Raw genomic sequence first — 26,831 nt, 5'->3', positions numbered from 1 at the left:
CTCCGAACGCAAGCAGCACAGCACAGGAGCATGATGCGTACCATCAGCGATCGCTCGAACGGAGCCTTCACCTCGCGGGACCTCGGCCTGCCGGACGCCTCCGGGATGTACGACCCGAGGCACGAGCGCGACTCGTGCGGCCTGGCGATGGTCGCCACGACGCGCGGCACGGCGGGCCACGACATCGTCGCGCTGGCGCTCGACGCCCTGCGCAACCTCGAGCACCGCGGCGCGGTCGGCTCGGACGCGGGCACCGGTGACGGCGCCGGCATCCTGACGCAGATGCCGGATGCGTTCCTGCGGGCCGTGGTGGGCTTCGACCTGCCAGCGGCGGGCACCTACGCGGCCGGCCTCGCGTTCCTGCCGCTGGACGTCGTGGAGCGCGAGCGCGTCCAGGACCGCATCTGGGAGCTCGCCGGCCAGGAGCGACTGCGCGTGCTCGGGTGGCGCGAGGTGCCCACGGCACCCGAGGCGCTCGGCACGCTCGCCCGCGCGGCCATGCCGGCCATCCACCAGCTCTTCGTCACGGGCGCCAACGGCCCGACGACCGGCATCGAGCTCGACCGCCTCACCTGGCGCCTGCGCAAGCGCATCGAGCGCGAGCTGGGGGAGTACCTGCCGTCGCTGTCGAGCCGCACCATCACCTACAAGGGCATGGTGACGACGCTCCAGCTCGAGCCCTTCTACCCCGACCTCTCCGACGAGCGCTTCCAGACGAAGCTCGCGATCGTCCACTCGCGCTACTCGACGAACACCTTCCCCTCCTGGCCGCTCGCGCAGCCGCTGCGCATGATCGCGCACAACGGCGAGATCAACACCGTCGAGGGCAACCGCAACTGGATGGCGGCGCGAGAGTCGCAGCTGGCGAGCGAGCTGCTGGGCGACCTGCGGCCCCTCAAGCCCATCGTCACGCCCGGCATGAGCGACTCCGCCTCGTTCGACGAGGTGCTCGAGCTGCTGACCCTCGCCGGCCGCTCGCTGCCGCACGCCATCGCGATGATGGTGCCCCCGGCGTGGGAGAACCAGCCGGACATGCCGCAGGAGCTGCGCGACTTCGCCGAGTACCACTCGCTGCTCATGGAGCCGTGGGACGGCCCGGCGGCGATCAGCTTCACCGACGGCTCGCTCGTGGGCGCCACGCTCGACCGCAACGGCCTGCGCCCTGGCCGCTGGCTCGAGACCTCGGATGGGCTCGTCGTGCTCGCCTCGGAGACGGGCGTGCTGCCGATCGAGCCGAGCCGCGTGGTGCGGCGAGGCCGCCTGCAGCCCGGCGTGCTCTTCCTGATCGACACCGAGGCAGGGCGCATCGTGCCCGACGACGAGGTGAAGCGCGACCTCGCCGGCATGCAGCCGTGGGGCGAATGGCTCGAGTCGAGCCGCATCCACCTCGCCGACCTGCCCGAGCGCGAGCACGTCGCGCACACCGCCGCCTCGGTCACGCGCCGCCAGCGCACCTTCGGCTACACCGAGGAGGAGGTGAAGATCCTCATCGCCCCGATGGCGAAGACCGGCGCTGAGCCGCTCGGCGCGATGGGCTCCGACACCCCGATCGCCGTGCTCGCCGAGCGCCCGCGGCTGCTCTTCGACTACTTCACGCAGGCCTTCGCGCAGGTGACGAACCCGCCGCTCGACTCGCTGCGGGAGTCGATCGTGACGAGCATGACCATGGGGCTCGGCCCCGTCCGCAACCTGCTGACGGCGACGCCCTCCCACGCGAGCCAGATCATCCTCGACTTCCCGGTGATCGACAACGACGCCCTCGCCAAGATCCGCTCCATCGACCGCACCCCCGGCTCGCGCCGCACCGTCGTCGTGAAGGGCCTCTACCGCGTGGATGCCGGGCCGGACGCCATGGAGGCGCGGCTCGCCGAGATGTGTCGGGAGGTGGACGAGGCGATCGTCGACGGTGCGCAGTACGTCATCCTCTCCGACCGCGACTCGACCGACCAGCTCGCCCCCATCCCGACCCTGCTCATGACGAGCGCCGTGCACCACCACCTGATCCGCGCATCCACGCGCATGCGCGTCGGGATCGTCGTCGAGGCCGGCGACGTGCGCGAGGTGCACCACGTCGCGCTGCTGATCGGCTACGGCGCGAGCGCCATCAACCCCTACCTCGCCATGGAGACGGCCGAGCAGCTCGCGCTCTCCGGCCAGCTGGGCGCCGACGTCGAGACCGCCGTGCGCAACCTCATCAAGGCGCTCGGCAAGGGCGTGACGAAGATCATGTCGAAGATGGGCATCTCGACCGTCGGCTCCTACGGCGGCGCCCAGGCCTTCGAGGCGGTCGGACTCTCGCAGGAGCTCGTCGACCGCTACTTCACCGGCACGCACTCGCCGCTGGGCGGCATCGGCCTTGCCGTGATCGCCGAGGAGAACCGGATGCGGCACCGCGCCGCCTACCCCGACGAGCGCGCGCCGTTCGCGCACGAGCGGCTCGCGACGGGCGGCGAGTACCAGTGGCGCCGCGACGGCGCGCCGCACCTGTTCAACCCCGAGACGGTCTTCAAGCTGCAGCACGCGACCCGCACGGGGCGCTACGAGGTGTTCCAGGACTACGCGCGCCTCGTCGACGACCAGGCGGTGGAGCTGAAGACGCTGCGGGGGCTCATGCGGTTCCGCACCGACGTGACGACGCCGATCCCGATCGACGAGGTCGAGCCGATCAGCGAGATCGTCAAGCGCTTCTCCACCGGCGCGATGAGCTACGGCTCCATCTCGCAGGAGGCGCACGAGACGCTGGCGATCGCGATGAACCGCCTGGGCGCGAAGTCGAACACCGGTGAGGGTGGCGAGGACGTCGACCGGCTCCTCGACCCCGAGCGCCGCAGCGCGATCAAGCAGGTCGCCTCCGGGCGCTTCGGCGTGACGAGCATGTACCTCACGCACGCGGACGACATCCAGATCAAGATGGCGCAGGGCGCGAAGCCCGGCGAGGGCGGGCAGCTGCCGCCAGGCAAGGTCTACCCGTGGGTGGCGCGCACTCGGCACGCGACCGCGGGTGTCGGCCTCATCTCGCCCCCGCCGCACCACGACATCTACTCGATCGAGGATCTCAAGCAGCTGATCTTCGACCTGAAGCGCGCCAACGCATCCGCTCGTGTGCACGTGAAGCTCGTCTCGCAGTCTGGCATCGGCGCGGTCGCCGCGGGCGTCGCGAAGGCCAAGGCCGACGTCGTGCTGGTCTCCGGCCACGACGGCGGCACCGGTGCGAGCCCGCTGAACTCGCTCAAGCACGCGGGCACGCCGTGGGAGATCGGTCTCGCCGAGACGCAGCACACGCTCATGATGAACGGCCTGCGCGAGCGGGTGAGCGTGCAGGTCGACGGGCAGCTGAAGACCGGCCGCGACGTCATCATCGGCGCGCTGCTGGGGGCCGAGGAGTTCGGCTTCGCCACGGCCCCGCTCGTGGTCTCCGGCTGCATCATGATGCGCGTCTGCCACCTCGACACGTGCCCGGTGGGCGTCGCGACCCAGAACCCGGCGCTGCGCGAGCGCTTCACCGGCAAGCCGGAGTTCGTGGTGCAGTTCTTCGAGTTCCTCGCGCAGCAGGTGCGCGAGCAGCTGGCCGAGCTGGGCCTGCGCACGATCGACGAGGCCATCGGGCGCTCCGACCTGCTCGACATCGACCCGGCGGTCGAGCACTGGAAGGCCGCGGGGCTCGACCTCGCGCGCGTGCTCACACCACCGGCAGCTGCGCAGGGCGCCCCCCGCCGGATGACCGAGCAGGACCATGAGCTCGAGCAGCAGCTCGACACGAGGCTGCTGCCAGAGCTCGAGCGAGCGCTCGACGCGGGGGAGCGGCTCGTGCTCGACCTCGACATCGCGAACACCGACCGTGCGCTCGGCACGATGCTCGGCAACGCCGTCACGCTCCGGGCCGGCGCCGCAGGGCTCGAGCCCGGCACCGTCGACCTGACGCTGCGCGGCTCGGCCGGCCAGTCGCTCGGCGCCTTCGTGCCGCGCGGCATCGCGCTGCGGCTGCACGGCGACGCGAACGACTACGTCGGCAAGGGGCTCTCCGGCGGACTCATCACCGTGCGGCCGCCGGCTGACGCCGCGCTCGTCGCCGAGCACAACGTGATCGCCGGCAACGTCATCGGTTACGGCGCGACGAGCGGCGAGCTCTACCTGCGCGGGGTCGTCGGCGAGCGCTTCCTGGTGCGCAACTCCGGCGCGACCGCCGTGTGCGAGGGCGTCGGCGACCACGCGCTCGAGTACATGACGGGCGGCACCGCCGTCATCCTCGGCCCGACCGGGCGCAACATCGGCGCGGGCATGTCCGGCGGCAGCGCCTACATCCTCGACCTCGACCGGCGCCTGCTCAACCAGGACTCCTTCCACCAGGGCGAGCTGCGGGTCGACCCGCTCACCGAGGAGGACGCGATCGAGCTGCGCGCGATCCTCGAGCGGCACGTCGAGCTGACCGGCTCCGCGGTCGCCGAGCGGCTGCTGGCCGAGGGGCTCGCGCGCTTCTCGAAGCTCGTGCCGCGCGACTGGGCCATGGTGCGAGACATCAGGCTCGATGCCGAGCAGCAGGGGGTCGACCCCGACTCCGACAACATCTGGCGCAAGATCCTGGAGGTGACCGGTGGCTGATCCTCGTGGATTCCTGAAGGTGACGGAGCGAGAGCTTCCGAAGAAGCGACCCGTGCCCGTCCGCATCCTCGACTGGCGCGAGATCGGCGAGCCGGGCGACAAGGCCGTGCTCAAGCGGCAGGCGGGGCGCTGCATGGACTGCGGCGTGCCGTTCTGCCACCAGGGCTGCCCGCTCGGCAACCTCATCCCGGAGTGGAACGACCTCACGTGGCGCGGCGAGGGCCGGGCCGCGAGCGACCGCCTGCACGCGACGAACAACTTCCCGGAGCTCACCGGGCGCCTGTGCCCCGCGCCCTGCGAGTCGTCGTGCGTGCTGGGCATCAACCAGCCCGCCGTGACGATCAAGTCGATCGAGCAGACGATCGCCGACGAGGCCTTCGCGAACGGCTGGACCGAGCCGCACCCGCCCGCCCGGCTGACCGGCAAGACGGTCGCCGTGGTCGGCTCCGGCCCCGCGGGGCTCGCCGCCGCGCAGCAGCTGACGCGCGCCGGCCACACCGTCGCCGTCTACGAGCGCGACGATCGCATCGGCGGGCTCCTGCGCTACGGCATCCCCGACTTCAAGCTCGAGAAGCGCACGCTCGAGGCGCGGCTCGCCCAGATGCAGGCGGAGGGCACGCGCTTCCGCGCCGGTGTGGAGATCGGCCGCGACCTCAGCTGGGAGGACCTCGCGGACCGCTTCGACGCGGTCGTCGTCGCGACCGGTGCGCCCGAGGCCCGCGAGCTCGAGATCCCCGGGCGCGAGCTCGCCGGCGTGCACCTGGCGATGGAGTACCTCGTGCAGCAGAACCGCGCGGTCGCCGGCACCCAGGTCGCCAACCAGATCACCGCAGCCGGCAAGCACGTCGTGGTGCTCGGCGGCGGCGACACCGGCGCCGACTGCATCGGCACGGCGCACCGCCAGGGCGCCCTCTCGGTGACGAACCTCGCGATCGGCGTGCAGCCGCCCAGCGAGCGGCCCGAGCACCAGCCCTGGCCGGTGCACCCGAACCTCTTCGAGATGCAGTCGAGCCACGAGGAGGGCGGCGAGCGCCACTACCTCGCGTCGACCGTGGAGTTCGTGTCGAACGCTTCCGGCGAGGTGCGCGCGCTCCGGATCGCCGAGACCGAGATGGTCGACGGCACCCGTCGACCGAAGGCCGGCACCGAGCGCGAGATCCCCGCGGACCTCGTGCTCCTCGCGCTCGGCTTCACGGGGGCGGATGCGTCGATCGGCGACGCGCTGCAGGTCCCGTTCGAGCGCGGCCTGCCGCAGCGCCGCGCTGACTTCTCGACCGACAGGCCCGGCGTCTTCGTCGCCGGCGACGCCGGCCGCGGCGCATCGCTCATCGTCTGGGCGATCGCCGAGGGCCGCGCAGCCGCAGCCGCCGTCGACACCTACCTCGAGGGATCGAGCGAGCTGCCGGCGCCCGTCAAGGCGACCGATCGTCCCTTCATGGCGGCATAGGCGGCGCGCCAGCGAGATCTCAGGTGCGACGCGCGGGCGCTCGCCTGGCAGGATGGAACCGTTCGTGCCGAACCCACCCAGGCGGCGCGATGACGAAAGCGAGTGACTGTGAGACGAGCCAAGATCGTCGCGACGTGGGGGCCGGCCCTTGCCGGCTACGAGAGCACGAAGGCCGCGATCGCGGCCGGCGTGAACGTCGCGCGCATGAACCTGAGCCATGGAGACAGAAGCGTGCACGAGGAGGTGTACGCGAACATCCGCCGCGCCTCCGACGAGCTGCGCATGCCGGTCGGCATCCTGGTCGACCTGCAGGGCCCGAAGATCCGGCTCGGCAAGATCCCCGGCGGCCCCTTCGAGCTGACCGAGGGCGAGCGCTTCACCATCACGACCGAAGACATCGAGGGTGACGGGCAGCGTGCCGGTACGACGTTCAAGGGCCTGCCCTCCGACGTCAAGCCCGGTGATCCCCTCCTCATCGACGACGGCCGCATCGCGCTGCGGGCCATCGAAGTGACCGACACCGAGGTGGTCGCGGAGGTCGTCGTCGGCGGTCCCGTCAGCTCGAACAAGGGCATCAACCTGCCCGGCGTCGCCGTCAACGTGCCGGCGCTGAGCGAGAAGGACGAGTCCGACCTGCGCTGGGCGCTCGACCTGGGCGCCGACATCATCGCGCTCTCCTTCGTGCGCGATGCGAGCGACATCGAGCGCGTCCACGAGATCATGGCGGAGGAGGGCAGGAAGCTGCCCGTCGTCGCGAAGATCGAGAAGCCGCAGGCGGTCGAGAACCTCCCCGGCATCATCGACGCGTTCGACGCGATCATGGTGGCGCGCGGCGACCTCGGCGTCGAGCTGCCGCTCGAGCAGGTGCCGCTGGTGCAGAAGCGAGCGGTCGAGATGGCGCGCCGCTGGGCGAAGCCGGTCATCGTCGCCACCCAGGTGCTGGAGTCGATGATCGAGAACCCGCGCCCGACCCGCGCAGAGGCGAGCGACTGCGCTAACGCGATCCTCGACGGGGCGGATGCCGTGATGCTGTCGGGCGAGACGAGCGTCGGCAAGCACGCCATCACCACGATCAAGACGATGGCTCGCATCATCGGCGCGACCGAGCAGGACGGCCTCGCGCGCATCCCTCCGCTCGGCACCAAGCCGCGCACGCAGGGCGGCGCCGTGACGCTCGCGGCGCTCGAGGTGGCGGAGTTCGTCGATGCCGCCGCGATCGTCGTGTTCACCGAGTCGGGCGACTCCGCCCGGCGCATGTCGCGCCTCCGCACGCAGATCCCGACGTTCGGGTTCACGCCCGACCCCGAGATCGAGTGCCGGATGCAGATGGTCTGGGGCATGCAGACGCACCTCGTCGACCGCGTCATGCACACCGACGAGATGATCGCCCAGGTCGACGACGTGCTGATCGGCAAGCAGCTGATCGAGGTCGGCCAGAAGGTCGTCGTGGTCTCCGGCATGCCGCCGGGCACCTCCGGCTCGACCAACGACATCCGCGTGCACCGCGTCGGCGACGTGCACGCCGAGGCCGCGCCCGCCTATCACGGCAAGCGGCGCATCGAGGTCCTGCACTCGGCGCCGGCGCCCACCGAGGGCTAGCGCCCTCCGGTCGCGAGACGGCAGCGGCCCGCCCCTTCTTGGGGCGGGCCGCTCTGGCGTACCGGTGGTGGGACTCGAACCCACAATCCTTGCGGAAGCGCAGTTTGAGTGCGCCGCGTCTGCCAGTTCCGCCACACCGGCCCGGGGCACGGCAGAGCCGCGCCCGTTCCGAAGACTAGGCTAGTGCTCATGAACGACGACCTCTTCGCCGAGCCCGAGCTCGACGCTGCTGACGCGCCCATCGCCACCACCGCTCGCACGGTGCTGGTCGTCGAGGACGAGTCGCTCATCCGCCTCGACATCGTCGAGACCCTGCAGGCCGCGGGCTACGACGTGATCGGCGAGGCCGGCGACGGCGAGCGGGCCGTCGAGCTCGCCACCGCGCTGAAGCCCGACCTGATCGTCATGGACGTGAAGATGCCGAAGATGGACGGCATCACGGCGGCAGAGAAGATCGGCGCCGCGAAGATCGCCCCCGTCGTGCTGCTCACCGCCTTCAGCCAGAAGGAGCTCGTCGAGCGTGCGGGCGAGGCCGGCGCGCTCGCGTACGTCGTCAAGCCCTTCACGCAGAACGACCTGCTGCCCGCGATCGAGATCGCGCTGGCGCGCTGGGAGCAGATCCGCACGCTCGAGTCGGAGGTCGCCGACCTCGCCGACCGCTTCGAGACCCGCAAGCTCGTCGACCGGGCGAAGGGCCTGCTCAACCAGCGCATGGGGCTGGCTGAGCCCGAGGCCTTCCGCTGGATCCAGAAGGCGTCGATGGATCGCCGCCTCACGATGGCAGAGGTCGCGCAGGCCGTCATCGAGCAGCTCGACCCGAAGAAGAAGTAGCGCGCGCAGCCCGCCGGCGCCGCCACCCAGCGCCGGCCCTCCCGCCCGCCCGCCTCCTCCCGCGCCAGAGTGGCGCCCCCCCCCGCGTGTGAGTGGCGCCTCCCGCGTGTGAGTGGCGCCTCCCGCGTGTGAGTGGCGCCGCCCGCGTGTGAGTGGCGCCTCCCGCGTGTGAGTGGCGCCTCCCGCGTCTGAGTGGCGCCTTCCGCGTCTGAGTGGCGCGTCCAGGGCGTGAGTGGCGGCGTCCGCGTGTGAGTGGCGCCTCCCGCGTGTGAGTGGCGCCTCCCGCGTGTGAGTGACGCCCCCGCGTGTGAGTGACGCCCCCGCGCCCCGAGTGGCGCCTCGATCCCGGCGCGGGTCCTCCACAGCCAGGCGATGCGCGACAGTCGGTGACAGTTCGCATCCCGCACCATGCCACGCATGGAATCTCCCCACGGGTTCACCGTCAGCGCAGGCCTCGACCGCGGCTACAGTGCCGCGGAGCTCCGTTCGATGGCATTCACCTCGCCCGCCCGAGGCGTGCGCATCACCGCTGCGATCGGCGACGCAGCACGGGCGCTCTTCGAGGCGGTTCGCGTGCTCGCCATCGACGACCAGTTCTTCTCGCACACCACGGCGGCTCGCATCCATGGCATGCCGCTGCCCGCCCGCTTCGAGACCGAGGGCACCATTCACCTGGCCTCACCGACCGGGCGCGCTCGCATGCAGCGGCCCGGCGTGGTCGGTCATCGGCTCAAGTCCGAGACCCTCGAGATCGACGGGCTGAGGGTCGAGTCGCGTCCCGACACGTTCGTGCATCTCGCAACCATGCTGACGCTCGAGGAGCTGGTCGTCGTCGGTGACTGGCTGGTCTCACCCAAGCGACGGGCGCCGCTGACGATCGATGAGCTGGCGGATGCGCTGCGTCGCTACGAGGGGGCACGCGGGCTCCACCGCGCGCGGCATGCTCTCTCGCTCGTTCGGGTCGGGTCAGAGTCGCCGCGCGAGACTCTCGTGCGTCTCCTCGTCATCCGATCCCTGCCCGAGCCGACGCTCCAACATCGAGTCTTCGACGCGTCCGGCGCCTTCATCGCGCGCCTCGACCTGTCTTGGCCGAGCCTGAAGCTCGGCATCGAGTACGACGGCGAGCACCACACCGAGCCCCTGCAACGAGCTCGGGACGAAGCCAGACTCGAGAAGCTGCGCGCGGCCGGATGGCACGTCATCACCGTCACGAAGGAGCACCTGGTCGACGGCGGCGCGCGCCTCCTAGCCGAGATCGTCGCCGCGCACCGACGTTCCGCGGCATGGACTGCCGCGTGAACCCGGCCCGCGACCTCTCTCCTTCGGCGTGCACTGCCATGCGGGCGCGAAAGGTGCCACTCGGGCGCGGAACCCGCCACTCAGGCGCGGGGGCCGCCACTCGTGGTGCGGGAGGCGCCACTCGTGGTGCGGGAGGCGCCACTCAGGTGCGGGAGGCGCCGCTCAGGTGCGGGAGGCGCCACTCAGGTGCGGGAGGCGCCATCCAGGTGCGGGAGGCGCCATCCAGGTGCGGGAGGCGCCACTCAGGCGCGGGAGGCGCCAGTCGGCGCTGGACGCGGTCAGCGCGTCTTGATGAAGTTCGTGATGCGGATGGTCGAGGCGCGGCGGCCCTCGTCATCCCTGCAGACGACCTCGTGCACCGTCATCGAGCGCCCGAGGTGGAGGGCCGTGCACTCAGCCGTCACCCATCCGCTCTGGATCGATCGCGTGTGGGTGGCGTTGAGGTCGGTGCCGACGGCATAGCGGCCCTCGCCAGCGTGGATGTTCGCGCTCACGGAGCCGAGCGTCTCGGCGATGACGCAGTAGGCGCCGCCGTGCACGTATCCGACCGGCTGCTTGTTGCCCTCAGCGGGCATCCGCGCGATCGAGTGCTCGGCCGAGAGCTGCACGAACTCGATGCCCATCGCCTCGGCCAGCTGGCCGCCCGGCTTGCCGTCGCGGCGCTCGAGCAGCGCTCTCGTCGCGTCGTCGATGTCGGTGGGCAGGGTCATCCGGTCTCCGCTCGGTCGGTGCGGTCGGCAGCCGTGTCGGTCGTGCGGGCTAGGCTGACTGCCGTGTCGGACACGAAGCCTACCCTCATGGTCATCGACGGGCATTCGCTCGCCTTCCGGGCGTTCTTCGCCCTCCCGCTGGAGAACTTCGTCAACTCGGAGGGGCAGCACACGAACGCCATCCACGGGTTCCTGTCGATGCTCCTGAAGCTGCTGCAGGACCACAAGCCGACCCACCTCGCGGTGGCGTTCGACATCTCTCGCTTCTCGTTCCGCACCCGGGAGTACCCGGAGTACAAGGGCACGCGCGACGAGACGCCCAAGGAGTTCAAGGGCCAGGTGCCGCTGCTCGAGGAGGCGCTGCACGCGATGGGCGTGCGCACCATCTCGAAGGAGGACTACGAGGCCGACGACATCCTCGCGACACTCTCGGTCGAGGGGCCGAAGGCGGGCATGGATGTGTTCGTCGTCTCGGGAGACCGCGACACCATCCAGCTCGTGAACGAGCACGTCACCCTGCTCTACCCCTCGGTCCGCGGCGTGTCGGAGCTCAAGCGCTACACGCCGGAGACCGTGCGCGAGCGCTACGGCATCGAGCCGGAGCAGTACCCGGAGATCGCGGCGCTCGTCGGCGAGACCAGCGACAACCTGGTCGGCATCGACAAGGTGGGCGAGAAGACCGCCGTCAAGTGGATCACGCAGTACGGCACCGTCGCGAACCTGCTCGAGCACGCCGACGAGATCAAGGGCGTGGTCGGCAACAACCTGCGCGAGCAGCGCGAGCGGGCAGAGCGCAACCGGCGGCTCAACAAGCTGCTGACGGATGTCGACCTCGGGGTCTCGCCGGCAGAGCTGGAGCGCGGCAAGGTCGACGAGGCGGCGCTGCGCGAGGTCTTCCAGCGGCTGCAGTTCCGCACGCTGCTGGACCGCGTCCTGAAGCAGGAGGGCAGCGGCGAGGCGTCGGCGTCGCTCGAGCCCGAGGTCCACGCGCCCGCGGTGCAGAAGCTGGTCGACGAGGAGCTCGACCTCTGGCTCGAGCGCGCGACGGGCATGGTCGCCGTCTCGATCGCGCCTGACGGGCTGGGTGGCATCGCCGGCTTCGGCGTCGCGACCGAGGGCGCGAGCGCCTACGTGCCCTACAAGAGCGGCACGAGCGACTACGACGGCTTCGTCGCCTGGCTCGCCTCTGACGCGCCGAAGGCGCTCCACGACGTCAAGCTCGCCATCAAGGCCCTCGACCGCGCCGGGCTGCAGCTGGGCGGCGCAGCGCACGACACGCGCGTGGGCGCATGGCTCGCCACGCCGACGGCACCGCCGAAGACGTTCGAGCTCGACTGGCAGACCGAGGCGCTGCTCGGCGCCCCGCTCCCGACGCCGGACGCGAACCAGCTCGTGCCGGAGATCGCACCGGAGGAACTCGGCACGGTCGCCTGGCTCACGGGCGAGCTCGCGCGCATCCAGCGGCCGCGCCTCGACGAGGGCACGCTCGGTGTGCTCGACGACATCGAGCTGCCGCTCATGCCGGTGCTGTGCCGCATGGAGCGCCAGGGCGTGACGATCGACGCCGCGGTCCTCCAGCGCATCCTCGACCAGATGCGCGAGCAGGCCGCCGGCCACGCAGAGGCCGCCTACGCCGAGATCGGCCACGAGGTGAACCTCGGCAGCCCGAAGCAGCTGCAGGCGGTGCTCTTCGAAGAGCTCGACATGCCGAAGACCCGTGCGACGAAGACGGGCTACTCGACCGACGCGCAGGCGCTCGCCGACCTGCAGGAGACCAACCCGCATCCGTTCCTCGGCCTGCTGCTGCAGCACCGCGAGACCACGAAGCTCGCGCAGATCATCGAGACCCTGCAGCGCGCGATCCAGGACGACGGGCGCATCCGCACCCGCTACGACCAGACCGGCTCGGCATCGGGCAGGCTCTCGTCGAACGATCCCAACCTGCAGAACATCCCTGTCCGCACCGAGGTGAGCCGCGAGATCCGCTCGGCCTTCGTGCACGGGGAGGGCTTCGAGACGCTGCTCACGGCCGACTACTCGCAGATCGAGATGCGCATCATGGCGCACCTCTCGGGCGACGAGGGGCTCATCGAGGCGTTCCTGTCCGGGGAGGACCTGCATCGCTTCGTCGGCAGCCGCATCTTCGGCGTCGACCCCAGCGAGGTCACGGCGCTGCAGCGCGTGAAGGTCAAGGCGATGAGCTACGGCCTCGCCTACGGCCTGAGCGCCTTCGGCCTCTCGAAGCAGCTGCGCATCACCCAGGCCGAGGCCAAGCAGCTCATGCTCGACTACTTCCAGCGCTTCGGCGGCATCCGCGACTACCTGCGGGGCGTCGTCATGCAGGCCAAGGAGGACGGCTACACGACCACCATCTACGGTCGCCGTCGCCCGTTCCCCGACCTCACGTCGTCGAACCGCGTGCTCCGCGAGAACGCCGAGCGGCAGGCGCTCAACTCGCCCATCCAGGGCTCGGCGGCCGACATCATCAAGCGCGCGATGCTGGCGATCGACCGCCGCATCATCGACGAGGGCCTCGGCTCCCGCATGCTCCTGCAGGTGCACGACGAGCTCGTGTTCGAGGTCGCCCCCGGCGAGCGCGAGGCGCTCGAGGCGATCGTGCGCGCAGAGATGGGCGGCGCTGCCGAGCTCTCCGTGCCGCTCGAGGTGCAGGTCGGCGTCGGGCCCAACTGGGACGCCGCGGCTCACTAGTCTGATGGCATGACGTCTGACGCACTCCAGTTCGGCCTGTTCGTCCCGCAGGGTTGGCGCCTCGACCTCGTCGACATCCCGCCGGCCGAGCAGTGGGGGCGGATGCGCGAGGTCGCGCAGGCGGCCGACGCCGGCAGCTGGCACTCGGTCTGGGTCTACGACCACTTCCACACCACGCCGCAGCCCACGCAGGAGGCCACGCACGAGGCCTGGTCGCTCATGGCCGCCCTCGCGGCATCCACCCATCGCGTGCGGCTCGGGCAGATGTGCACCTGCATGGGCTACCGCAACCCCGCCTACATGGCGAAGGTCGCCGCGACCGTCGACGTCATCTCCGGTGGTCGCCTCGAGTTCGGCATCGGCGCCGGCTGGTACGAGCACGAGTGGCGCGCCTACGGGTACGGCTTCCCGGGCGTCGGCGACCGCATCTCGGCGCTCCGCGACGGCGTCCAGATCATCCAGCGGCTGTGGGCCGAGGGCGAGGCCTCGATCGAGTCCGAGACCTTCACCGTCGACGGCGCGATCTGCCAGCCGCAGCCGCTGCAGGTCGGCCGCGACGGCAAGCCGCGCATCCCCACCTGGATCGCCGGAGGCGGCGAGAAGCGCACCCTCCGCTACGCAGCGAAGTGGGCGGACGCCACGAACTTCGGCGGCAGCCCGGAGCAGTTCGCGCGCAAGCGCGACATCCTCCACGAGCATCTCGCGCGCGAGGGTCGCGATCCCGCGGAGGTGCGCCTGACGTCCAACCTCAACGTCGTGGTGCGCGACACCGAGGCCGAGGCGCAGCGCGTCGTCGAGCGCGTGAACGCGCGGGCGGATGCGGCGATGCCGGCAGCGCATGCCGGCACCGGCTTCTCGGTTAAGGGCGCGGTCGTCGGCACGCCGCAGCAGGTCATCGACCACGTCGGCGCGCTGCGCGAGGCGGGGCTCGGCACGCTCATCGCCTACATGCCGGACGTCGCCTACGACCGCGCCGGCATGGAGCTGTTCGAGCGCGAGGTCATGCCCGCGCTGGCCTGACGCGCGCCGGCCCCGGGCGGCCATAGGCTGGTGGCATGACAGACGAGAACGTCGGCGCACCGTCGCGCCCCCAGTCCGACATCGATCGCATCGCCGAGGACTACGTCCACCGCGCGGCCGTCCTCAACCCCGAGCTCAACGTCTGGACCGGGCTCGAGGGCGACAAGGCGGGTTACGGCGACTACTCGCCCGAGGGCCGCGAGGCGATGGCGTCGCTCGCCCGCGACGTGCTCGCGCGACTCGAGGCGGCGCAGCCGGCCGATGACATCGACTGGGTCACGAAGACCGACCTGGCGCGCGAGCTGCAGCTCGAGCTCGACATCGACGCCGCCGGCTGGGGCGACCGCGACCTCAACAACCTCGCGAGCCCCGCCAGCTCGATCCGCGACATCTTCGACCTGATGCCGACCGCGGGCGAGCAGCACTGGGACGACATCGCCCAGCGGATGCGCAACGTGCCCGGCGCGATCGACGGCTACATCGCCTCGCTCCGCGCCGGCATCGCGAACGGCAACACGCCGGCTGCGCGCCAGATCGACAACGTGCTCGAGCAGCTCTCCGACTACGGCACCGGGCGCGGCTTCTTCCACGACTTCGCCGCTGGCGCGAAGGCGGGGGAGTCGGAGCTGCCCGAGTCGCTGCGCCGCGACCTCGCTGCTGCCGCAGTGGAGGCGACCGACGCGCACGAGCGCTTCGCGACGTTCCTGCGCGACGAGCTGGCGGCATCCGCCAACCCCGTGGACGCGGTGGGCCGCGAGTTCTACTCGCTCATGTCCCGCCGGTTCCTGGGCGCGGAGGTCGACCTCGACGAGACCTACGCGTGGGGCATCGAGGAGCTCGACCGCATGCGCACCGAGCAGGAGGCGATCGCGCACGAGATCAAGGCCGGCGCGACGGTGCAGGAGGCGATCGAGTTCCTCGACGGCGACGAGAGCCGCAAGCTGCACGGCACCGACGCGCTCAAGGCGTGGATGCAGCGCACGAGCGACCAGGCGGTGGAGGAGCTGGGCCGCACCCACTTCGACATCGCCGAGCCGATCAAGGCCCTCGAGTGCATGATCGCGCCGACCGAGACGGGCGGCATCTACTACACCGGCCCCGCGGACGACTTCTCGCGCCCAGGCCGCATGTGGTGGTCGGTGCCCAAGGGCGTCACCGAGTTCGACACGTGGCGCGAGCTCACGACCGTGTACCACGAGGGCGTGCCCGGCCACCACCTGCAGATCGCGCAGCAGACCTACAACCGCGGCGAGCTCAACCTGTGGCGCCGCGCCTTCGCCGGCACCTCCGGCCACGCCGAGGGCTGGGCCCTCTACGCCGAGCGCCTGATGGAGTCGCTCGGCTACCTCGACGACCCGGCCGACCGCCTGGGCATGCTCGACGGTCAGCGGATGCGCGCGGCGCGCGTCGTGCTCGACATCGGCGTGCACCTCGGCAAGCCGCGCCTCGACGGCACGGGGGAGTGGGACTTCGACTACGCCTTCGACTTCATGCGCCAGAACGTCAACATGAACGAGCCGTTCGTGCGCTTCGAGGTCAATCGCTACTTCGGCTGGCCGGGCCAGGCGCCCTCCTACAAGATCGGCCAGCGCATCTTCGAGCAGATCCGCGACGAGGCGGCCGAGGCCGAGGGTGACGCCTTCGACCTCAAGCGCTTCCACATGCGCGTGCTCAACATCGGCGGCGTGGGGCTCGACACCCTGCGCCAGGCGGTGCTGCGCGGGGCGTGAGCGCGCTCGAGGCCGCGGCGGAGCTGCGCGAACCGGTCGATCACTTCGACCAGCTCGCGCAGCTCGAGCGCGCGGCCCTCGGCGCGCACGCAGGCGAGCCGCTCGCGCACTGCGATCGCGCGCACGCCGAGTCGCTGCGCCTGCGGGCCGCGCGACCCATGGCGGAGCGCGCCACCGGGCTGCTCGGCAGGCTCAGGGCCGGCAGGGCCGCCCGAGAGCACGAAGCGCGCATGGAGGCGTGGGATGTGGAGGTCGACGCGCTCGAGGCAGAGACGGAGGCCGACATGGGCCGCTGGCGCGCCCTGAGCGAGCCGGCGTTGATCGCGGCGGCGACCGCAGACCGCGACGCGGCGATCCGATCGCTCGTCGAGCGCGGCCTCTTCGACGCGGACCTGGGCGAGGCGATGTGCGCCGAGCCTCTGGGCACCATGCTCGTGCGATCGGCGCTCGCGCACGACTGAGCCGGTCCCGACCCGCCGCGGCCGCGTGGCGACGCTCGTGCCAGCCGTGTAGGCTTGGCAGGTCACTCGTGTGGTGACGAGACCAATCCGAACCGCCGCGGCGCATCCGCATGCCCGTCGGCCCGATACCCCCTACAAGGCACCTTGAACTCTATGACCACTGCAACGACCACGGCTCCCAAGCAGGTCGCCGTGAACGACATCGGCTCGGCCGATGACTTCATGGCCGCCGTTGAGAAGACCCTGAAGTTCTTCAACGACGGCGACCTCATCGAGGGCACCGTCGTCAAGATCGACCGCGACGAGGTCCTGCTCGACGTCGGTTACAAGACCGAGGGCGTCATCCCCTCGCGCGAGCTCTCCATCAAGCACGACGTCGACCCCACCGAGGTCGTCGAGGTCGGCGACACCGTCGAGGCGCTCGTCCTCCAGAAGGAGGACAAGGAGGGTCGCCTGATCCTCTCGAAGAAGCGTGCGCAGTACGAGCGCGCCTGGGGCGATGTCGAGCGCATCAAGGACGAGGACGGCGTCGTCACCGGCACGGTCATCGAGGTCGTCAAGGGCGGTCTCATCGTCGACATCGGCCTGCGTGGCTTCCTCCCCGCCTCGCTCATCGAGCTCCGCCGCGTGCGCGACCTCACGCCGTACCTCGGCCAGGAGATCGAGGCGAAGATCCTCGAGCTCGACAAGAACCGCAACAACGTCGTGCTCTCGCGCCGCGCTCTCCTCGAGGAGACGCAGTCGGCATCGCGCGGTGCCTTCCTGCAGTCGCTGCAGAAGGGCCAGGTCCGCAAGGGCGTCGTGTCGTCGATCGTCAACTTCGGTGCGTTCGTCGACCTGGGCGGCGTTGACGGCCTCGTGCACGTCTCGGAGCTCTCGTGGAAGCACATCGAGCACGCCTCCGAGGTCGTCGAGGTCGGCCAGGAGGTCACCGTCGAGATCCTCACCGTCGAGCTCGACCGCGAGCGCGTCTCGCTGTCGCTCAAGGCGACGCAGGAGGACCCGTGGCAGATCTTCGCCCGCACCCACGCCATCGGCCAGGTCGCACCGGGCAAGGTCACGAAGCTCGTCACCTTCGGTGCGTTCGTGCGCGTCGCGGACGGCATCGAGGGCCTCGTGCACATCTCGGAGCTGTCGGCGAAGCACGTCGAGACCGCTGACCAGGTGGTCTCGGTCAACGACGAGGTCTTCGTGAAGATCATCGACATCGACCTCGAGCGCCGCCGCATCTCGCTCTCGCTGAAGCAGGCGAACGAGGGCGTCGACCCCGACGGTGCCGACTTCGACCCGGCGCTCTACGGCATGCTCGCCGAGTACGACGAGCAGGGCAACTACAAGTTCCCGGAGGGCTTCGACCCCGAGACGAACGAGTGGAAGGAAGGCTTCGACACGCAGCGCGAGGCTTGGGAGGCCGAGTACGCCGCAGCGCAGACGCGCTGGGAGGCGCACAAGGCGCAGGTCGCCGCTGCTCGCGACGCCGAGCTCACCTCGAACGACGCTCCCTCGGGCGCGCAGTCGTTCGGTGGTTCGACGGAGGAGTCGGGCGCGGGCACTCTCGCCGACGACGAGGCGCTCGCCGCACTGCGCGAGAAGCTCACCGGCTCCGCCGAGTAAGCACCGCATCCACGAGCGGGCCGCACCTCCGGGTGCGGCCCGCTTCGCGTTGCGCGAGCGGTCGAGCGCGCCCCGGTGCGAGGATCGACGCATGCTCGCTGACGACTCGCTCACCCGTGCCCTCGACTACGCCGACCGCTGGCTCGCGTACCGGCGGTGGCGGCTGCGCGTGCCGGGCGTGCAGGCCGCCGTGCGCATCGGCGGCGAGCTCGTCCTCGACACGGCGCACGGGGTGGCGGATGCGTCCACGCACGCGGCCCTGACGCCGCAGCACCGCTTCCGGATCGCCTCGCACTCGAAGTCGCTCGCGGCGCTCGCCGCCATGCGGCTCGTCGACGAGGGCCGGCTGCGGCTCGACGATGCGGCTGAGCAGCACGTGCCGGCGCTGCGCGACACCGACGCTGGTGCGCTCCTCGTGCGCGAGCTGCTCTCGCATGGCAGCGGTGCGACCCGTGATAGCGACGACGTCTCCTTCTGGCGCCTGGAGTCCGACTTCCCGGACGCCGACCGACTGCTCGCGATCGCGCGCGCCGGGGTCGCGCGCCTGCCCGCATCCGCCGAGTTCAAGTACTCGAACATCGGGTTCGGCCTGCTCGGGCTCGTGATCGAGCAGATCACGGGCCGCCCCTACGTCGACGCGCTCGAGCAGCTGGTCTTCGCACCGCTCGGCCTCGACGCGATCGCCGGTGACGTGAGGACCGGCGATCGCGGCGAGGGGGAGGGAGCGCCGCTCGTGGCCGGTCACTCGGCGCTGCACTCGAGCGACGAGCGCACGGTGCTCGGCAACCCCTCGACGGGCGCGCTGGCCGCGGCGACGGGCGCGGTCTCGACGGCGGCGGAGCTCACGGATGCGCTGCGCGCCGTGACCGATGCCGATGACCGCCTGCTGGCGGCGCCGACGCGGCGCCGCATGCGGCAGCGCCAGTGGTCGACCTCGCGCCCGGGCGTCGACTCCGGCTACGGGCTCGGGCTCATGCTGCGCACGCTCGACGGGCGCGAATGGGCCGGGCACGGCGGCGCGTGGACCGGCCAGGCGACGCGGACGCTGGTCGACGCGGAGCGCGACATCGTCATCAGCGTCTTCGCCAACGCCATCGACGGGCCGGCGGAGGAGCTGGCGATCGGTGTCGCCGGCATCGTGCAGACCGCGGTCGATGCGGCCGAGCAGACCGGGTCGGGGGCGGATCAGGAGCAGCTCGCGCTGGCGCGCTCGTTCGAGGGCACGTTCGCGAGCATCTGGGGCCGCATCGACGTCGTGGAGCTGGGCGGCCGGCTGCTGTGCATCAACCCGACCGCGCCCGACCCGCTGCAGCTCGCGGACGTGCTGGAGCCGCTCGACGACGAGCGCGTGCGCATCATCGCGTCGACCGGCATGGGCGCCGGCCGCGAGATCGCGACCGCGGAGCGGGATGCCGCGGGTCGCGTCGTGCGGTGGCGCGGCGCGATGCACATGGAGCGGGTCGAGGGGCCGATCAGCTGAACCCGGCTGCGACGGCTGAGCCGGCGGTCGGCCGTCAGTCCGCCGGGAGGCGGTCGGTCGCTGGCCGCAGATCGGCGTTCCGACGCTTCCTGGCCGTGCGCCAGATCGACCAGCCGAGCAGGCCGAGCAGGGCGAGCGCGAGCAGCACCAGGACGGGCGCGACGATCGCCAGCAGCGACATCCCGATGGCGCCGACGTCCTCGATGGTCGAGACGATCGGAGCGGCGGCGCCGACGGTCGCCGCGTTCGCTGCGGGGCGCATGGCGGTCTTGCCGACATGCACGGTGAGCGCGATGATCGCGCCGACGACGATCGGCACCCACTGGTTCGACGCGAAGAACGCAGCCGGGTCGGTGACGGCGACGGTCGAGGCGGTGGAGGAGGAGCCGAAGACGAGCCCGCCCGCGGTGGGGCGCACGATCGTCTGCAGCACGTCGTTGACGCTGTCGACCGCCGGGATCTTGTCGGCGACCACCTCGACGACGAGCAGTACGGCGAGGATGCCGAGCACCCACCAGCTCGAGATCCACGCCCAGCCCTCCGGCAGTGCGAGGGCGTCGGGGAAGAAGCGGTTCGCGAGGCCGATGACCAGCATGGGGATGTAGGCGTTCATGCCCGCCGCGGCGGCGAGCCCGGAGCCCGTCAGGAACTCGAGCATGGCGACTCCTCCTCCCGCGGTGCGGCGCACCGCCTGCCGCGATGCTAGCCGTCCCCGCGGGGAGCACGATCCGCGGCCCGCGGCGCGATACGGTCATCCCATGAGCGCGGGCGGCAGGACGGGTCGCACGGCGCACGTGCGGACCGACCGGACGCGCGAGCGCGCGACCGCCGTGAACCAGCTGCTGCTGGCCGCGGCGTGCCTCGCGGCGTGCGGCCTCGTCGTCGTGCTCGACGAGCTGCAGGACGGCGAGACGCTCTTCTTCGGGGTGCTCTCCCTCTTCACGCTCACGATCGTCGCCCTCGTGGTGCCGTGGAACCGCATCCACCCCCGGTGGGTCGCGCTCGTGCCGATCGGTGACCTCGCCGCGATCTTCCAGCTGCAGCTCGGGCAGCCGGAGGCCCAGCTGTGGCTGCTGTGGATGGTGCCTGCCACGTGGCTCGCGACCATCGGAGGCTGGCAGGGGCTCGCCGTGGGCGCGGCGGGGCCGAGCGTGCTGTTCTGGGCGGTCACCTCGATGCACGAGGGGTTCACGAGCGCCGTGCAGATCGTGCTCGGGCCGCTCGCGATCTCGGTCGCAGCGATCGTCGCGTTCGTCGCCGCGCGCCGTGCCGCAGCGCAGCGGGTGCTGCTGGACGAGCAGGCGGAGTACCTGGATCACGCGGTCGAGCGCGCGCGCCGGCAGGAGGACGCCGTGAGCGAGCTCCTCGACGCCGTCGACTTCGGCGTCGTGCGCATCGGTGCGGACGGCTCGATCTCGATCGAGAACGACGCCCACTCACGACTGAGCGCCGTCGGCGCGGAGGGCCAGCTCTTCGACGGCGACGGGGAGACGCCCATCGAGCCCGCGCAGGCGCCCCTCGCGCGCGCCAGGCGCGGCGAGACCTTCGAGAACGCGCTGCACTGGCAGGGCCCGCCGGGCGAGGGCAGGCGCGCCATGCAGTCGACCGCCCGCAGGCTCATCGACGTCGATGGCACCGATGTCGGCGCGATCCTGGTGACGCGCGACGTGACGGCAGAGCGGATGGCGGTGTCCATGCGCGACGAGCTGGTCGCCTCGGTCTCGCACGAGCTGCGCACGCCGCTGACGAGCGTGCTCGGTCACCTCGACCTCGCGCTCGAGGATCCGGGCGTGGGCGGGCAGGCGCGACGCAGCCTGGAGATCGCGGAGCGCAACGCCTCGCGCCTGCTCGTCATCATCGGCGACGTGCTCGCCGCGACCGCCGACGGGCCCGGTCGCTTCGACGTGCGCCCCGTCGAGGAGGAGCTCTCGCGCATCGTGCTCGCCTCGGTCGAGTCGCTCGAGCCTCGCGCCGGCACGCGCGGCATCCGCATCGACACCTCGGGCGTCGAGCACACCGTCGCCGCCATCGACCCCATCCGCATCCGTCAGGTCGTCGACAACCTGGTGGGCAACGCCGTCAGCTACCACACGGGCGACGGCCTGATCGAGGTGGGCGTGACGAGCGACGACAAGCACGCGTGGCTCGTCGTCCGCGACGACGGGCCGGGGATCTCGGAGGAGGCGCTGCCGCGGCTGTTCGAGCGCCGGTTCCGCGGCGCGGCCGCGAGGTCGAGCCGGCCGCACGGCAACGGGCTCGGGCTCACGATCAGCCGCGACCTCGTGCGCGCGCACGGCGGCGAGATCACCGTGCAGAGCCAGCTGGGCTCCGGCGCGACCTTCGTCGTGCGGCTGCCGCTCGGCATCACGGGAGTGAGCGCATGAACCTCGATCCCGGCACGGTCACCCTGCTGACCGCGATCGTCGTGCACGTGGCCGGCGGCGTCTTCGTGCTGGAGACGATGCTGCGCAAGGACGACCGTGCCGGTCGCGTCTGGGCGCTCGGCTTCATCGCGGGCATGGTCGCCACCGAGGCCTACGTGCTGGACGCGGTGACCGAGGCAGGCTGGTGGCCCCTGGCCGTCGGCAACGGCGCCTGGGTGACGGGGCTCGGGCTGTTCTGGATCGGCGTGCGCGTCTACAACGGCAAGCGGGGCAGGAGCGCAGGGGTGGTTGTCGCGGCAGCCGCCCTGCTCACCTGCGCCGCCGTGCTGCTGGAGGGGCTGACGACGCCCCCGTGGCGCGCCGAGTGGGTCATGTTCGCCGCGAACGCCGCCATGGCAGCGCTCGCCGCCATCGAGGCGGTGGGCGGCGCGATGCGCCACACGCGCTCGGCGCTCGGCTTCGCCAGCGTGCTCGCCGCGGCGAGCGCCTTCCAGGTCGCGCGCCTGATCGGCTCGCTCGCACTCGGTGCGCGCAGCGATGCCGAGCCCTGGATGAGCAGCACGGTCGCCGGCCTCGCGATCATCGGGCTCGTCATCGTCGCCGCGATGACCACCTCCGTCCTGCGCGCCGAGCAGGTGCGGCTGCGCGGCACCGAGGACTCCTCGCTGATGGCCATCGCGCCTGACGGCGTCCTGCTGCTGCCCTCGTTCGTGCGAGTGCTCGGAGGCCGCCTCATGCGGGCCAATCGCCGCGCCGAGCTCTTCGCTGTGCTCGTGATCCGCATCGACTCGCTCGCTCGCATCGCGACGGCCTTCGGCGCCGACGAGGCCGAGCACGTCCGCCAGTCCGCGCGGGCCGCGGCGCGCCGGCTGTCGCCGACCACCGCGGCCCTCGGCACGGACGATCGGGGTGCGCTCCTGCTCGCGTTCCAGCCCTCCTCGCCGGCCGACGCGCGGCAGCTGGCGGCGCGCATGCACCGGGCGATGCTCGACCAGCTCGCCACTGCCGGCGTGCCGGTGGTGCCGCCGATCGGCATGGGCGTGAGCCTCACGAGCATCTCGGGCTACGACCGCGACGTGCTCCTGGATGCCGCTCGGCTCGCGGCGAAGCGCGCGATCGCGAGCGACGACGTCACGGTGGTCGTCGCAGGCGAGGACGACGACGAGGATGCGTCAGCCCGCGACGGGCGGGCGCGCGAGCGGTAGCGGGCCCGGGCCGGCGAGCCGCCGGACGCGCGGCGCGCAGCGCCCGTCAGGACGTGCGGCGATAGCCGACGCCGCGGACCGTCTCGATCCAGCGCGGGTCGGAGGGGGACTCGCCGAGCTTCCTGCGCAGGTTCGCGACGTGCACCTCGATGGCTCGCGCGTCGTGCTCGCTCAGGTAGTGGTCGGGCTCGCCGCGCTCGCCGCGCAGCATGCCGGCGAGCTGCATCTTGCTGACGACGCGTCGGCCCGAGCTCAGCAGCATCCGCAGGATGTCGAACTCGCTGCGCGTGAGCTCGACCTCGGCGCCGTCGAGCTCCACGACGCGCGCACCGGACTCGAGCCGCAGGCCACGGTGCTCGAGCGCGCTGTCCTCGTGCTCGAGCTCGCTCCACGGCACGGAGGAGACCTGTTCGACGGGCGCTGGCATCGTCGCCGTGGGGCTCGCGCCGCCGCCGCTCGCCGGGTGCGGGACGCGCTCGGCCTCGGCCACAGGCGGCAGCGGAGGCGACGGGTGCGTCGACGCGATGACGCGGGGGCGCCGCATCATGGCCTCGATGCGGGCGCGCAGCTCTCTGGGTCGGAACGGCTTGACGATGTAGTCGTCGGCCCCGGTCTGCAGGCCGACGAGCGTGTCGATCTCGTCGCCGCGCGCGGTGATCATCACGATGTAGGCGGTGCTGATCGCACGCACCTGGCGCGCGGTCTCGAAGCCGTCGATGCCAGGCATGTTGACGTCGATCGTCACCACGATGGGGTCGTGCGCGCGCACGAGCTCGACCCCGCTGGCGCCGTCAGCGGCCGAGTACACCTCGAAGCCGCCCTGCGTCAGCACCTGCGCAAGCAGCTCTCGAATGTCTTCGCCGTCCTCGATGACGACTGCGACGTCCTCAGCCATGTGGTCTCCCCGCCTCTGCCGCGCGCCGCGGTCTCGCTCGGTGCGCGCAGGGTCATCCTAGCGACGAGTCATGCGCGCTCCCCGTGCCACACTCGGAGCATGCCCCTCGTCGCGCTCACCGGCGGCATCGCCTCCGGCAAGTCCACCATCGCCCGCCGGCTCGCAGCGCACGGCGCGGTCGTGATCGACGCCGATGCGCTCGTGCGCGAGCTGCAGCAGCCGGGCCAGCCGGTGCTCGCCGAGATCGCCGCGGCCTTCGGCGATCACCTGGTGCTCGCAGACGGCTCGCTCGATCGCGCCGCGCTCGGCGCCGTGGTCTTCGGCGATGCCGACGCGCGAGCGCGCCTGAACGGCATCGTGCACCCGGCGGTCGCCGCCGAGTCGGCGCGCCGCTTCGCGGCGGCGCTCGAGCGCGACGCGCAGGCGGTCGTGGTCTACGACGTGCCGCTGCTCGTCGAGGCTCGCAGCGACGACCCGTGGGACCTCGTGGTGGTCGCGCACGCCCCTGCTGCCTCGCGCATCCGCCGCCTCGTGGAGCTGCGCGGGCTCGGTGAGGCGGATGCGCGGGCGCGCGTCGCGTCGCAGGCGAGCGATGCGGAGCGGCTCGCCATCGCGGACGTCGTGGTCGACACCGGGGGCACGATCGAGGAGACGCTCGCGCAGGCGGATGCGCTGTGGGAGCGGCTCACCAGCGATCGTGTGGGTGGCCGCTCGTAGGCTGGGGCCATGGAACCGACCCGTGCCGTCAGGCCCTTCGAGGTCATCAGCGAGTACACCCCCTCCGGTGACCAGCCGAAGGCGATCGCCGAGCTCACCGCCGCGCTGAACCGCGGCGAGACCGACGTGGTGCTGCTGGGCGCGACGGGCACCGGCAAGAGCGCCACGACGGCCTGGTTGGTCGAGCAGGTGCAGCGGCCGACGCTCGTGCTCGCGCACAACAAGACGCTCGCCGCGCAGCTCGCCAACGAGTTCCGCGAGCTGCTGCCGAACAACGCCGTCGAGTACTTCGTCTCGTACTACGACTACTACCAGCCAGAGGCCTACGTGCCGCAGACCGACACCTTCATCGAGAAGGACTCCTCGCTGAACGCCGAGGTCGAGCGCCTGCGGCACTCGGCGACGAACGCGCTGCTCTCGCGGCGCGACGTCATCGTGGTCTCGACCGTCTCCTGCATCTACGGCCTCGGCACGCCCGAGGAGTACCTCGAGGCGATGGTGGCGCTGCAGGTCGGGATGCGCATCGACCGTCAGGCGCTGCTGCGGCGCTTCGTCTCGATGCAGTACCAGCGCAACGACGTCGCCTTCACGCGCGGCACCTTCCGGGTGCGCGGCGACACCATCGAGATCATCCCGATGTACGAGGAGCACGCGATCCGCATCGAGCTGTTCGGCGACGAGATCGAGGCGATCTCGACGCTGCACCCGCTCACCGCCGAGGTGCTCGAGACGCATCAGTCGATCTCCATCTTCCCCGGCAGCCACTACGTCGCCGGCACCGACCGCATGCACAAGGCGATGGACCGCATCCGCGACGAGCTCGACGCTCGCCTGAAGGAGCTCGAGCGCGAGAGCCGGCTCCTCGAGGCGCAGCGCCTCCGCATGCGCACCTCCTTCGACCTCGAGATGATGGAGCAGATCGGCTTCTGCTCCGGCATCGAGAACTACTCGCTGCACATCGACGGCCGCCAGCCCGGGGAGCCGCCGCACTGCCTGCTCGACTACTTCCCGGACGACTTCCTGGTCGTGATCGACGAGTCGCACGTCACCGTCCCGCAGATCGGTGCCATGTACGAGGGCGACGCGAGCCGCAAGCGCACGCTCGTCGAGCACGGGTTCCGGCTCCCGAGCGCGCTCGACAACCGGCCGCTGAAGTTCGGCGAGTTCCTCGAGCGCACGCCGCAGAAGGTCTACCTCTCGGCCACGCCGGGCAAGTACGAGATGGGGCTGGCCGGCACGGTGGTCGAGCAGATCATCCGCCCGACGGGCCTCGTCGACCCGCAGCTCGTCGTGAAGCCCACGAAGGGCCAGATCGACGACCTCCTCGAGGAGATCCGCGTGCGCGCCGAGCGCGACGAGCGCGTGCTCGTGACCACGTTGACGAAGAAGATGGCGGAGGAGCTCACCGAGTACTTCACGGAGGCGGGCGTGCGCGTGCGCTACCTGCACTCCGACGTCGACACCCTGCGCCGCGTCGAGCTGCTGACGCAGCTGCGGCAAGGGGTCTACGACGTGCTCGTCGGCATCAACCTGCTGCGCGAGGGCCTCGACCTGCCGGAGGTCTCGCTCGTGTCGATCCTCGACGCCGACAAGGAGGGCTTCCTGCGCTCGTCGACGTCGCTGATCCAGACGATCGGTCGCGCCGCCCGCAACGTGTCGGGCGAGGTGCACATGTACGCCGACCGCATCACCGACTCCATGCGGCTCGCGATCGACGAGACCGACCGCCGTCGCGAGGTGCAGGTCGCCTACAACCTCGAGCACGGCATCGACCCGACGCCGCTGCGCCGGCGCATCGCCGACATCACGGAGGTGCTCGCTCGCGAGCAGGCCGACACCGACGAGCTGCTCGAGGGCACGCGGCGCGGGGCGCCGACGCCGCGGCTCGCGAAGGACCGGTCCTCGATGGACGGGCCGACGCAGCTGGAGTCGATCATCGCCGACCTCACCGCGCAGATGACGGAGGCGGCGGGCGAGCTGAAGTTCGAGCTGGCCGCGCGCATCCGCGACGAGCTGCACGACCTGAAGCGAGACCTGCGCCAGATGCGCGAGGCGAGCTGACGCTGGCCCTCTCGGTCCGCCGCCCGCCTCACGCCGAGGCCCGTCCGGGGCTGAGGCGGCGGGCCGGCTA

General features: G+C 71.4%; 18 protein-coding genes and 1 tRNA gene. 15 read left to right on the top strand and 4 right to left on the bottom strand.

Annotated features, from left to right (window positions below; all coding sequences use genetic code 11):
• Nucleotides 1-33 precede the first annotated feature (33 nt).
• From gltB to pyk, 3 genes are all read left to right on the top strand, one after another.
• Nucleotides 34-4,599 carry a glutamate synthase large subunit gene (gene gltB, locus BQ6202_RS06095; RefSeq protein WP_442855760.1) on the top strand — a complete coding sequence of 1,522 codons (4,566 nt, stop codon included), beginning with the start codon at nt 34-36 and terminating at the stop codon, nt 4,597-4,599.
• Nucleotides 4,592-6,046 carry a glutamate synthase subunit beta gene (locus BQ6202_RS06090; protein WP_072313567.1) on the top strand — a complete coding sequence of 485 codons (1,455 nt, stop codon included), beginning with the start codon at nt 4,592-4,594 and terminating at the stop codon, nt 6,044-6,046. Before gltB ends, BQ6202_RS06090 begins: the two co-directional genes overlap by 8 nt.
• 108 nt (nt 6,047-6,154) lie before the next feature.
• The gene (gene pyk, locus BQ6202_RS06085) at nt 6,155-7,645 is read left to right on the top strand and encodes a pyruvate kinase (RefSeq protein WP_072313566.1); all 1,491 of its coding nucleotides are present in this window, start codon (nt 6,155-6,157) and stop codon (nt 7,643-7,645) included.
• Between the two features lie 59 nt (nt 7,646-7,704).
• On the opposite strand, the gene BQ6202_RS06080 is transcribed toward pyk, so the two are convergent.
• A tRNA-Leu gene (locus BQ6202_RS06080) sits at nt 7,705-7,786 on the bottom strand.
• A 48-nt stretch (nt 7,787-7,834) separates the two neighbouring features.
• Here BQ6202_RS06080 and BQ6202_RS06075 point away from each other — a divergent pair.
• Both BQ6202_RS06075 and BQ6202_RS06070 read left to right on the top strand, forming a co-directional pair.
• A complete protein-coding gene (locus BQ6202_RS06075; RefSeq protein ID WP_072313565.1) occupies nt 7,835-8,476 on the top strand; it encodes an ANTAR domain-containing response regulator in 642 nt (213 codons plus the stop codon).
• A gap of 417 nt (nt 8,477-8,893) precedes the next feature.
• Nucleotides 8,894-9,775 carry a DUF559 domain-containing protein gene (locus BQ6202_RS06070; protein ID WP_072313564.1) on the top strand — a complete coding sequence of 294 codons (882 nt, stop codon included), beginning with the start codon at nt 8,894-8,896 and terminating at the stop codon, nt 9,773-9,775.
• Between the two features lie 278 nt (nt 9,776-10,053).
• Here the strand turns inward: BQ6202_RS06070 and BQ6202_RS06065 are convergent, their stop codons facing one another.
• Nucleotides 10,054-10,485: a PaaI family thioesterase gene (locus BQ6202_RS06065; protein WP_072313563.1), complete on the bottom strand. Its 432-nt coding sequence runs from the start codon at nt 10,483-10,485 to the stop codon at nt 10,054-10,056.
• An 87-nt stretch (nt 10,486-10,572) separates the two neighbouring features.
• On the opposite strand from BQ6202_RS06065, the gene polA reads away from it, so the two are divergent.
• From polA to BQ6202_RS06035, 6 genes are all read left to right on the top strand, one after another.
• On the top strand, nt 10,573-13,194 hold the full coding sequence (gene polA / locus BQ6202_RS06060) for a DNA polymerase I (protein ID WP_072313562.1): 2,622 nt from the start codon (nt 10,573-10,575) through the stop codon (nt 13,192-13,194).
• 9 nt (nt 13,195-13,203) lie between these two features.
• Nucleotides 13,204-14,214, top strand: coding sequence for a TIGR03560 family F420-dependent LLM class oxidoreductase (locus BQ6202_RS06055; RefSeq protein ID WP_072313561.1), 1,011 nt, complete (start codon nt 13,204-13,206; stop codon nt 14,212-14,214).
• Between the two features lie 35 nt (nt 14,215-14,249).
• A complete protein-coding gene (locus BQ6202_RS06050; RefSeq protein ID WP_072313560.1) occupies nt 14,250-15,944 on the top strand; it encodes a DUF885 domain-containing protein in 1,695 nt (564 codons plus the stop codon).
• Nucleotides 15,941-16,405 carry a hypothetical protein gene (locus tag BQ6202_RS06045; protein WP_072313559.1) on the top strand — a complete coding sequence of 155 codons (465 nt, stop codon included), beginning with the start codon at nt 15,941-15,943 and terminating at the stop codon, nt 16,403-16,405. Before BQ6202_RS06050 ends, BQ6202_RS06045 begins: the two co-directional genes overlap by 4 nt.
• Nucleotides 16,406-16,558: 153 nt before the next feature.
• Nucleotides 16,559-18,019 (top strand): 30S ribosomal protein S1, encoded by a 1,461-nt coding sequence (gene rpsA, locus BQ6202_RS06040; protein WP_072313558.1) that lies wholly within the window; start codon nt 16,559-16,561, stop codon nt 18,017-18,019.
• A gap of 91 nt (nt 18,020-18,110) precedes the next feature.
• Entirely contained in the window at nt 18,111-19,499 is a 1,389-nt protein-coding gene (locus BQ6202_RS06035) for a serine hydrolase domain-containing protein (protein ID WP_072313557.1), read from the top strand.
• Between the two features lie 34 nt (nt 19,500-19,533).
• On the opposite strand, the gene BQ6202_RS06030 is transcribed toward BQ6202_RS06035, so the two are convergent.
• Complete coding sequence (locus BQ6202_RS06030; RefSeq protein ID WP_072313556.1) at nt 19,534-20,157, bottom strand: DUF4126 domain-containing protein; 624 nt, start codon at nt 20,155-20,157, stop codon at nt 19,534-19,536.
• A gap of 100 nt (nt 20,158-20,257) precedes the next feature.
• Here BQ6202_RS06030 and BQ6202_RS06025 point away from each other — a divergent pair, with 100 nt between their 5' ends.
• Together BQ6202_RS06025 and BQ6202_RS06020 are read left to right on the top strand one after the other, a co-directional pair.
• Nucleotides 20,258-21,883 (top strand): sensor histidine kinase, encoded by a 1,626-nt coding sequence (locus BQ6202_RS06025; RefSeq protein ID WP_072313555.1) that lies wholly within the window; start codon nt 20,258-20,260, stop codon nt 21,881-21,883.
• Entirely contained in the window at nt 21,880-23,088 is a 1,209-nt protein-coding gene (locus BQ6202_RS06020; protein WP_072313554.1) for a nucleotidyl cyclase domain-containing protein, read from the top strand. The genes BQ6202_RS06025 and BQ6202_RS06020 overlap by 4 nt, the downstream gene beginning before the upstream one ends.
• Before the next feature lie 46 nt (nt 23,089-23,134).
• On the opposite strand, the gene BQ6202_RS06015 is transcribed toward BQ6202_RS06020, so the two are convergent.
• Nucleotides 23,135-23,983 (bottom strand): response regulator transcription factor, encoded by an 849-nt coding sequence (locus tag BQ6202_RS06015; protein ID WP_072313553.1) that lies wholly within the window; start codon nt 23,981-23,983, stop codon nt 23,135-23,137.
• A gap of 99 nt (nt 23,984-24,082) precedes the next feature.
• Here BQ6202_RS06015 and coaE point away from each other — a divergent pair, with 99 nt between their 5' ends.
• Together coaE and uvrB are read left to right on the top strand one after the other, a co-directional pair.
• The gene (gene coaE, locus BQ6202_RS06010; RefSeq protein ID WP_072313552.1) at nt 24,083-24,700 is read left to right on the top strand and encodes a dephospho-CoA kinase; all 618 of its coding nucleotides are present in this window, start codon (nt 24,083-24,085) and stop codon (nt 24,698-24,700) included.
• A gap of 9 nt (nt 24,701-24,709) precedes the next feature.
• Entirely contained in the window at nt 24,710-26,761 is a 2,052-nt protein-coding gene (gene uvrB / locus BQ6202_RS06005) for an excinuclease ABC subunit UvrB (RefSeq protein ID WP_072313551.1), read from the top strand.
• Nucleotides 26,762-26,831 lie beyond the last annotated feature (70 nt).

The organism is Agrococcus sp. Marseille-P2731, assembly GCF_900117395.1.
Lineage (GTDB): Bacteria > Actinomycetota > Actinomycetes > Actinomycetales > Microbacteriaceae > Agrococcus.
The sequence above is the reverse complement of the archived record's forward strand: the minus strand, read 5'-3'. Positions and strand labels throughout refer to the sequence as shown.

Bases quoted from the DNA above. Each gene is read 5' to 3' on its own strand.
- BQ6202_RS06035 (WP_072313557.1), top strand. From the start codon at position 18,111: ATGCTCGCTGACGACTCGCTCACCCGTGCCCTCGACTACGCCGACCGC.
- uvrB (WP_072313551.1), top strand. From the start codon at position 24,710: ATGGAACCGACCCGTGCCGTCAGGCCCTTCGAGGTCATCAGCGAGTAC.
- BQ6202_RS06025 (WP_072313555.1), top strand. From the start codon at position 20,258: ATGAGCGCGGGCGGCAGGACGGGTCGCACGGCGCACGTGCGGACCGAC.
- BQ6202_RS06070 (WP_072313564.1), top strand. From the start codon at position 8,894: ATGGAATCTCCCCACGGGTTCACCGTCAGCGCAGGCCTCGACCGCGGC.
- BQ6202_RS06050 (WP_072313560.1), top strand. From the start codon at position 14,250: ATGACAGACGAGAACGTCGGCGCACCGTCGCGCCCCCAGTCCGACATC.
- rpsA (WP_072313558.1), top strand. From the start codon at position 16,559: ATGACCACTGCAACGACCACGGCTCCCAAGCAGGTCGCCGTGAACGAC.
- BQ6202_RS06075 (WP_072313565.1), top strand. From the start codon at position 7,835: ATGAACGACGACCTCTTCGCCGAGCCCGAGCTCGACGCTGCTGACGCG.
- BQ6202_RS06020 (WP_072313554.1), top strand. From the start codon at position 21,880: ATGAACCTCGATCCCGGCACGGTCACCCTGCTGACCGCGATCGTCGTG.
- polA (WP_072313562.1), top strand. From the start codon at position 10,573: ATGGTCATCGACGGGCATTCGCTCGCCTTCCGGGCGTTCTTCGCCCTC.
- BQ6202_RS06055 (WP_072313561.1), top strand. From the start codon at position 13,204: ATGACGTCTGACGCACTCCAGTTCGGCCTGTTCGTCCCGCAGGGTTGG.
- BQ6202_RS06065 (WP_072313563.1), bottom strand. From the start codon at position 10,485: ATGACCCTGCCCACCGACATCGACGACGCGACGAGAGCGCTGCTCGAG.
- BQ6202_RS06015 (WP_072313553.1), bottom strand. From the start codon at position 23,983: ATGGCTGAGGACGTCGCAGTCGTCATCGAGGACGGCGAAGACATTCGA.
- gltB (WP_442855760.1), top strand. From the start codon at position 34: ATGCGTACCATCAGCGATCGCTCGAACGGAGCCTTCACCTCGCGGGAC.
- BQ6202_RS06030 (WP_072313556.1), bottom strand. From the start codon at position 20,157: ATGCTCGAGTTCCTGACGGGCTCCGGGCTCGCCGCCGCGGCGGGCATG.
- coaE (WP_072313552.1), top strand. From the start codon at position 24,083: ATGCCCCTCGTCGCGCTCACCGGCGGCATCGCCTCCGGCAAGTCCACC.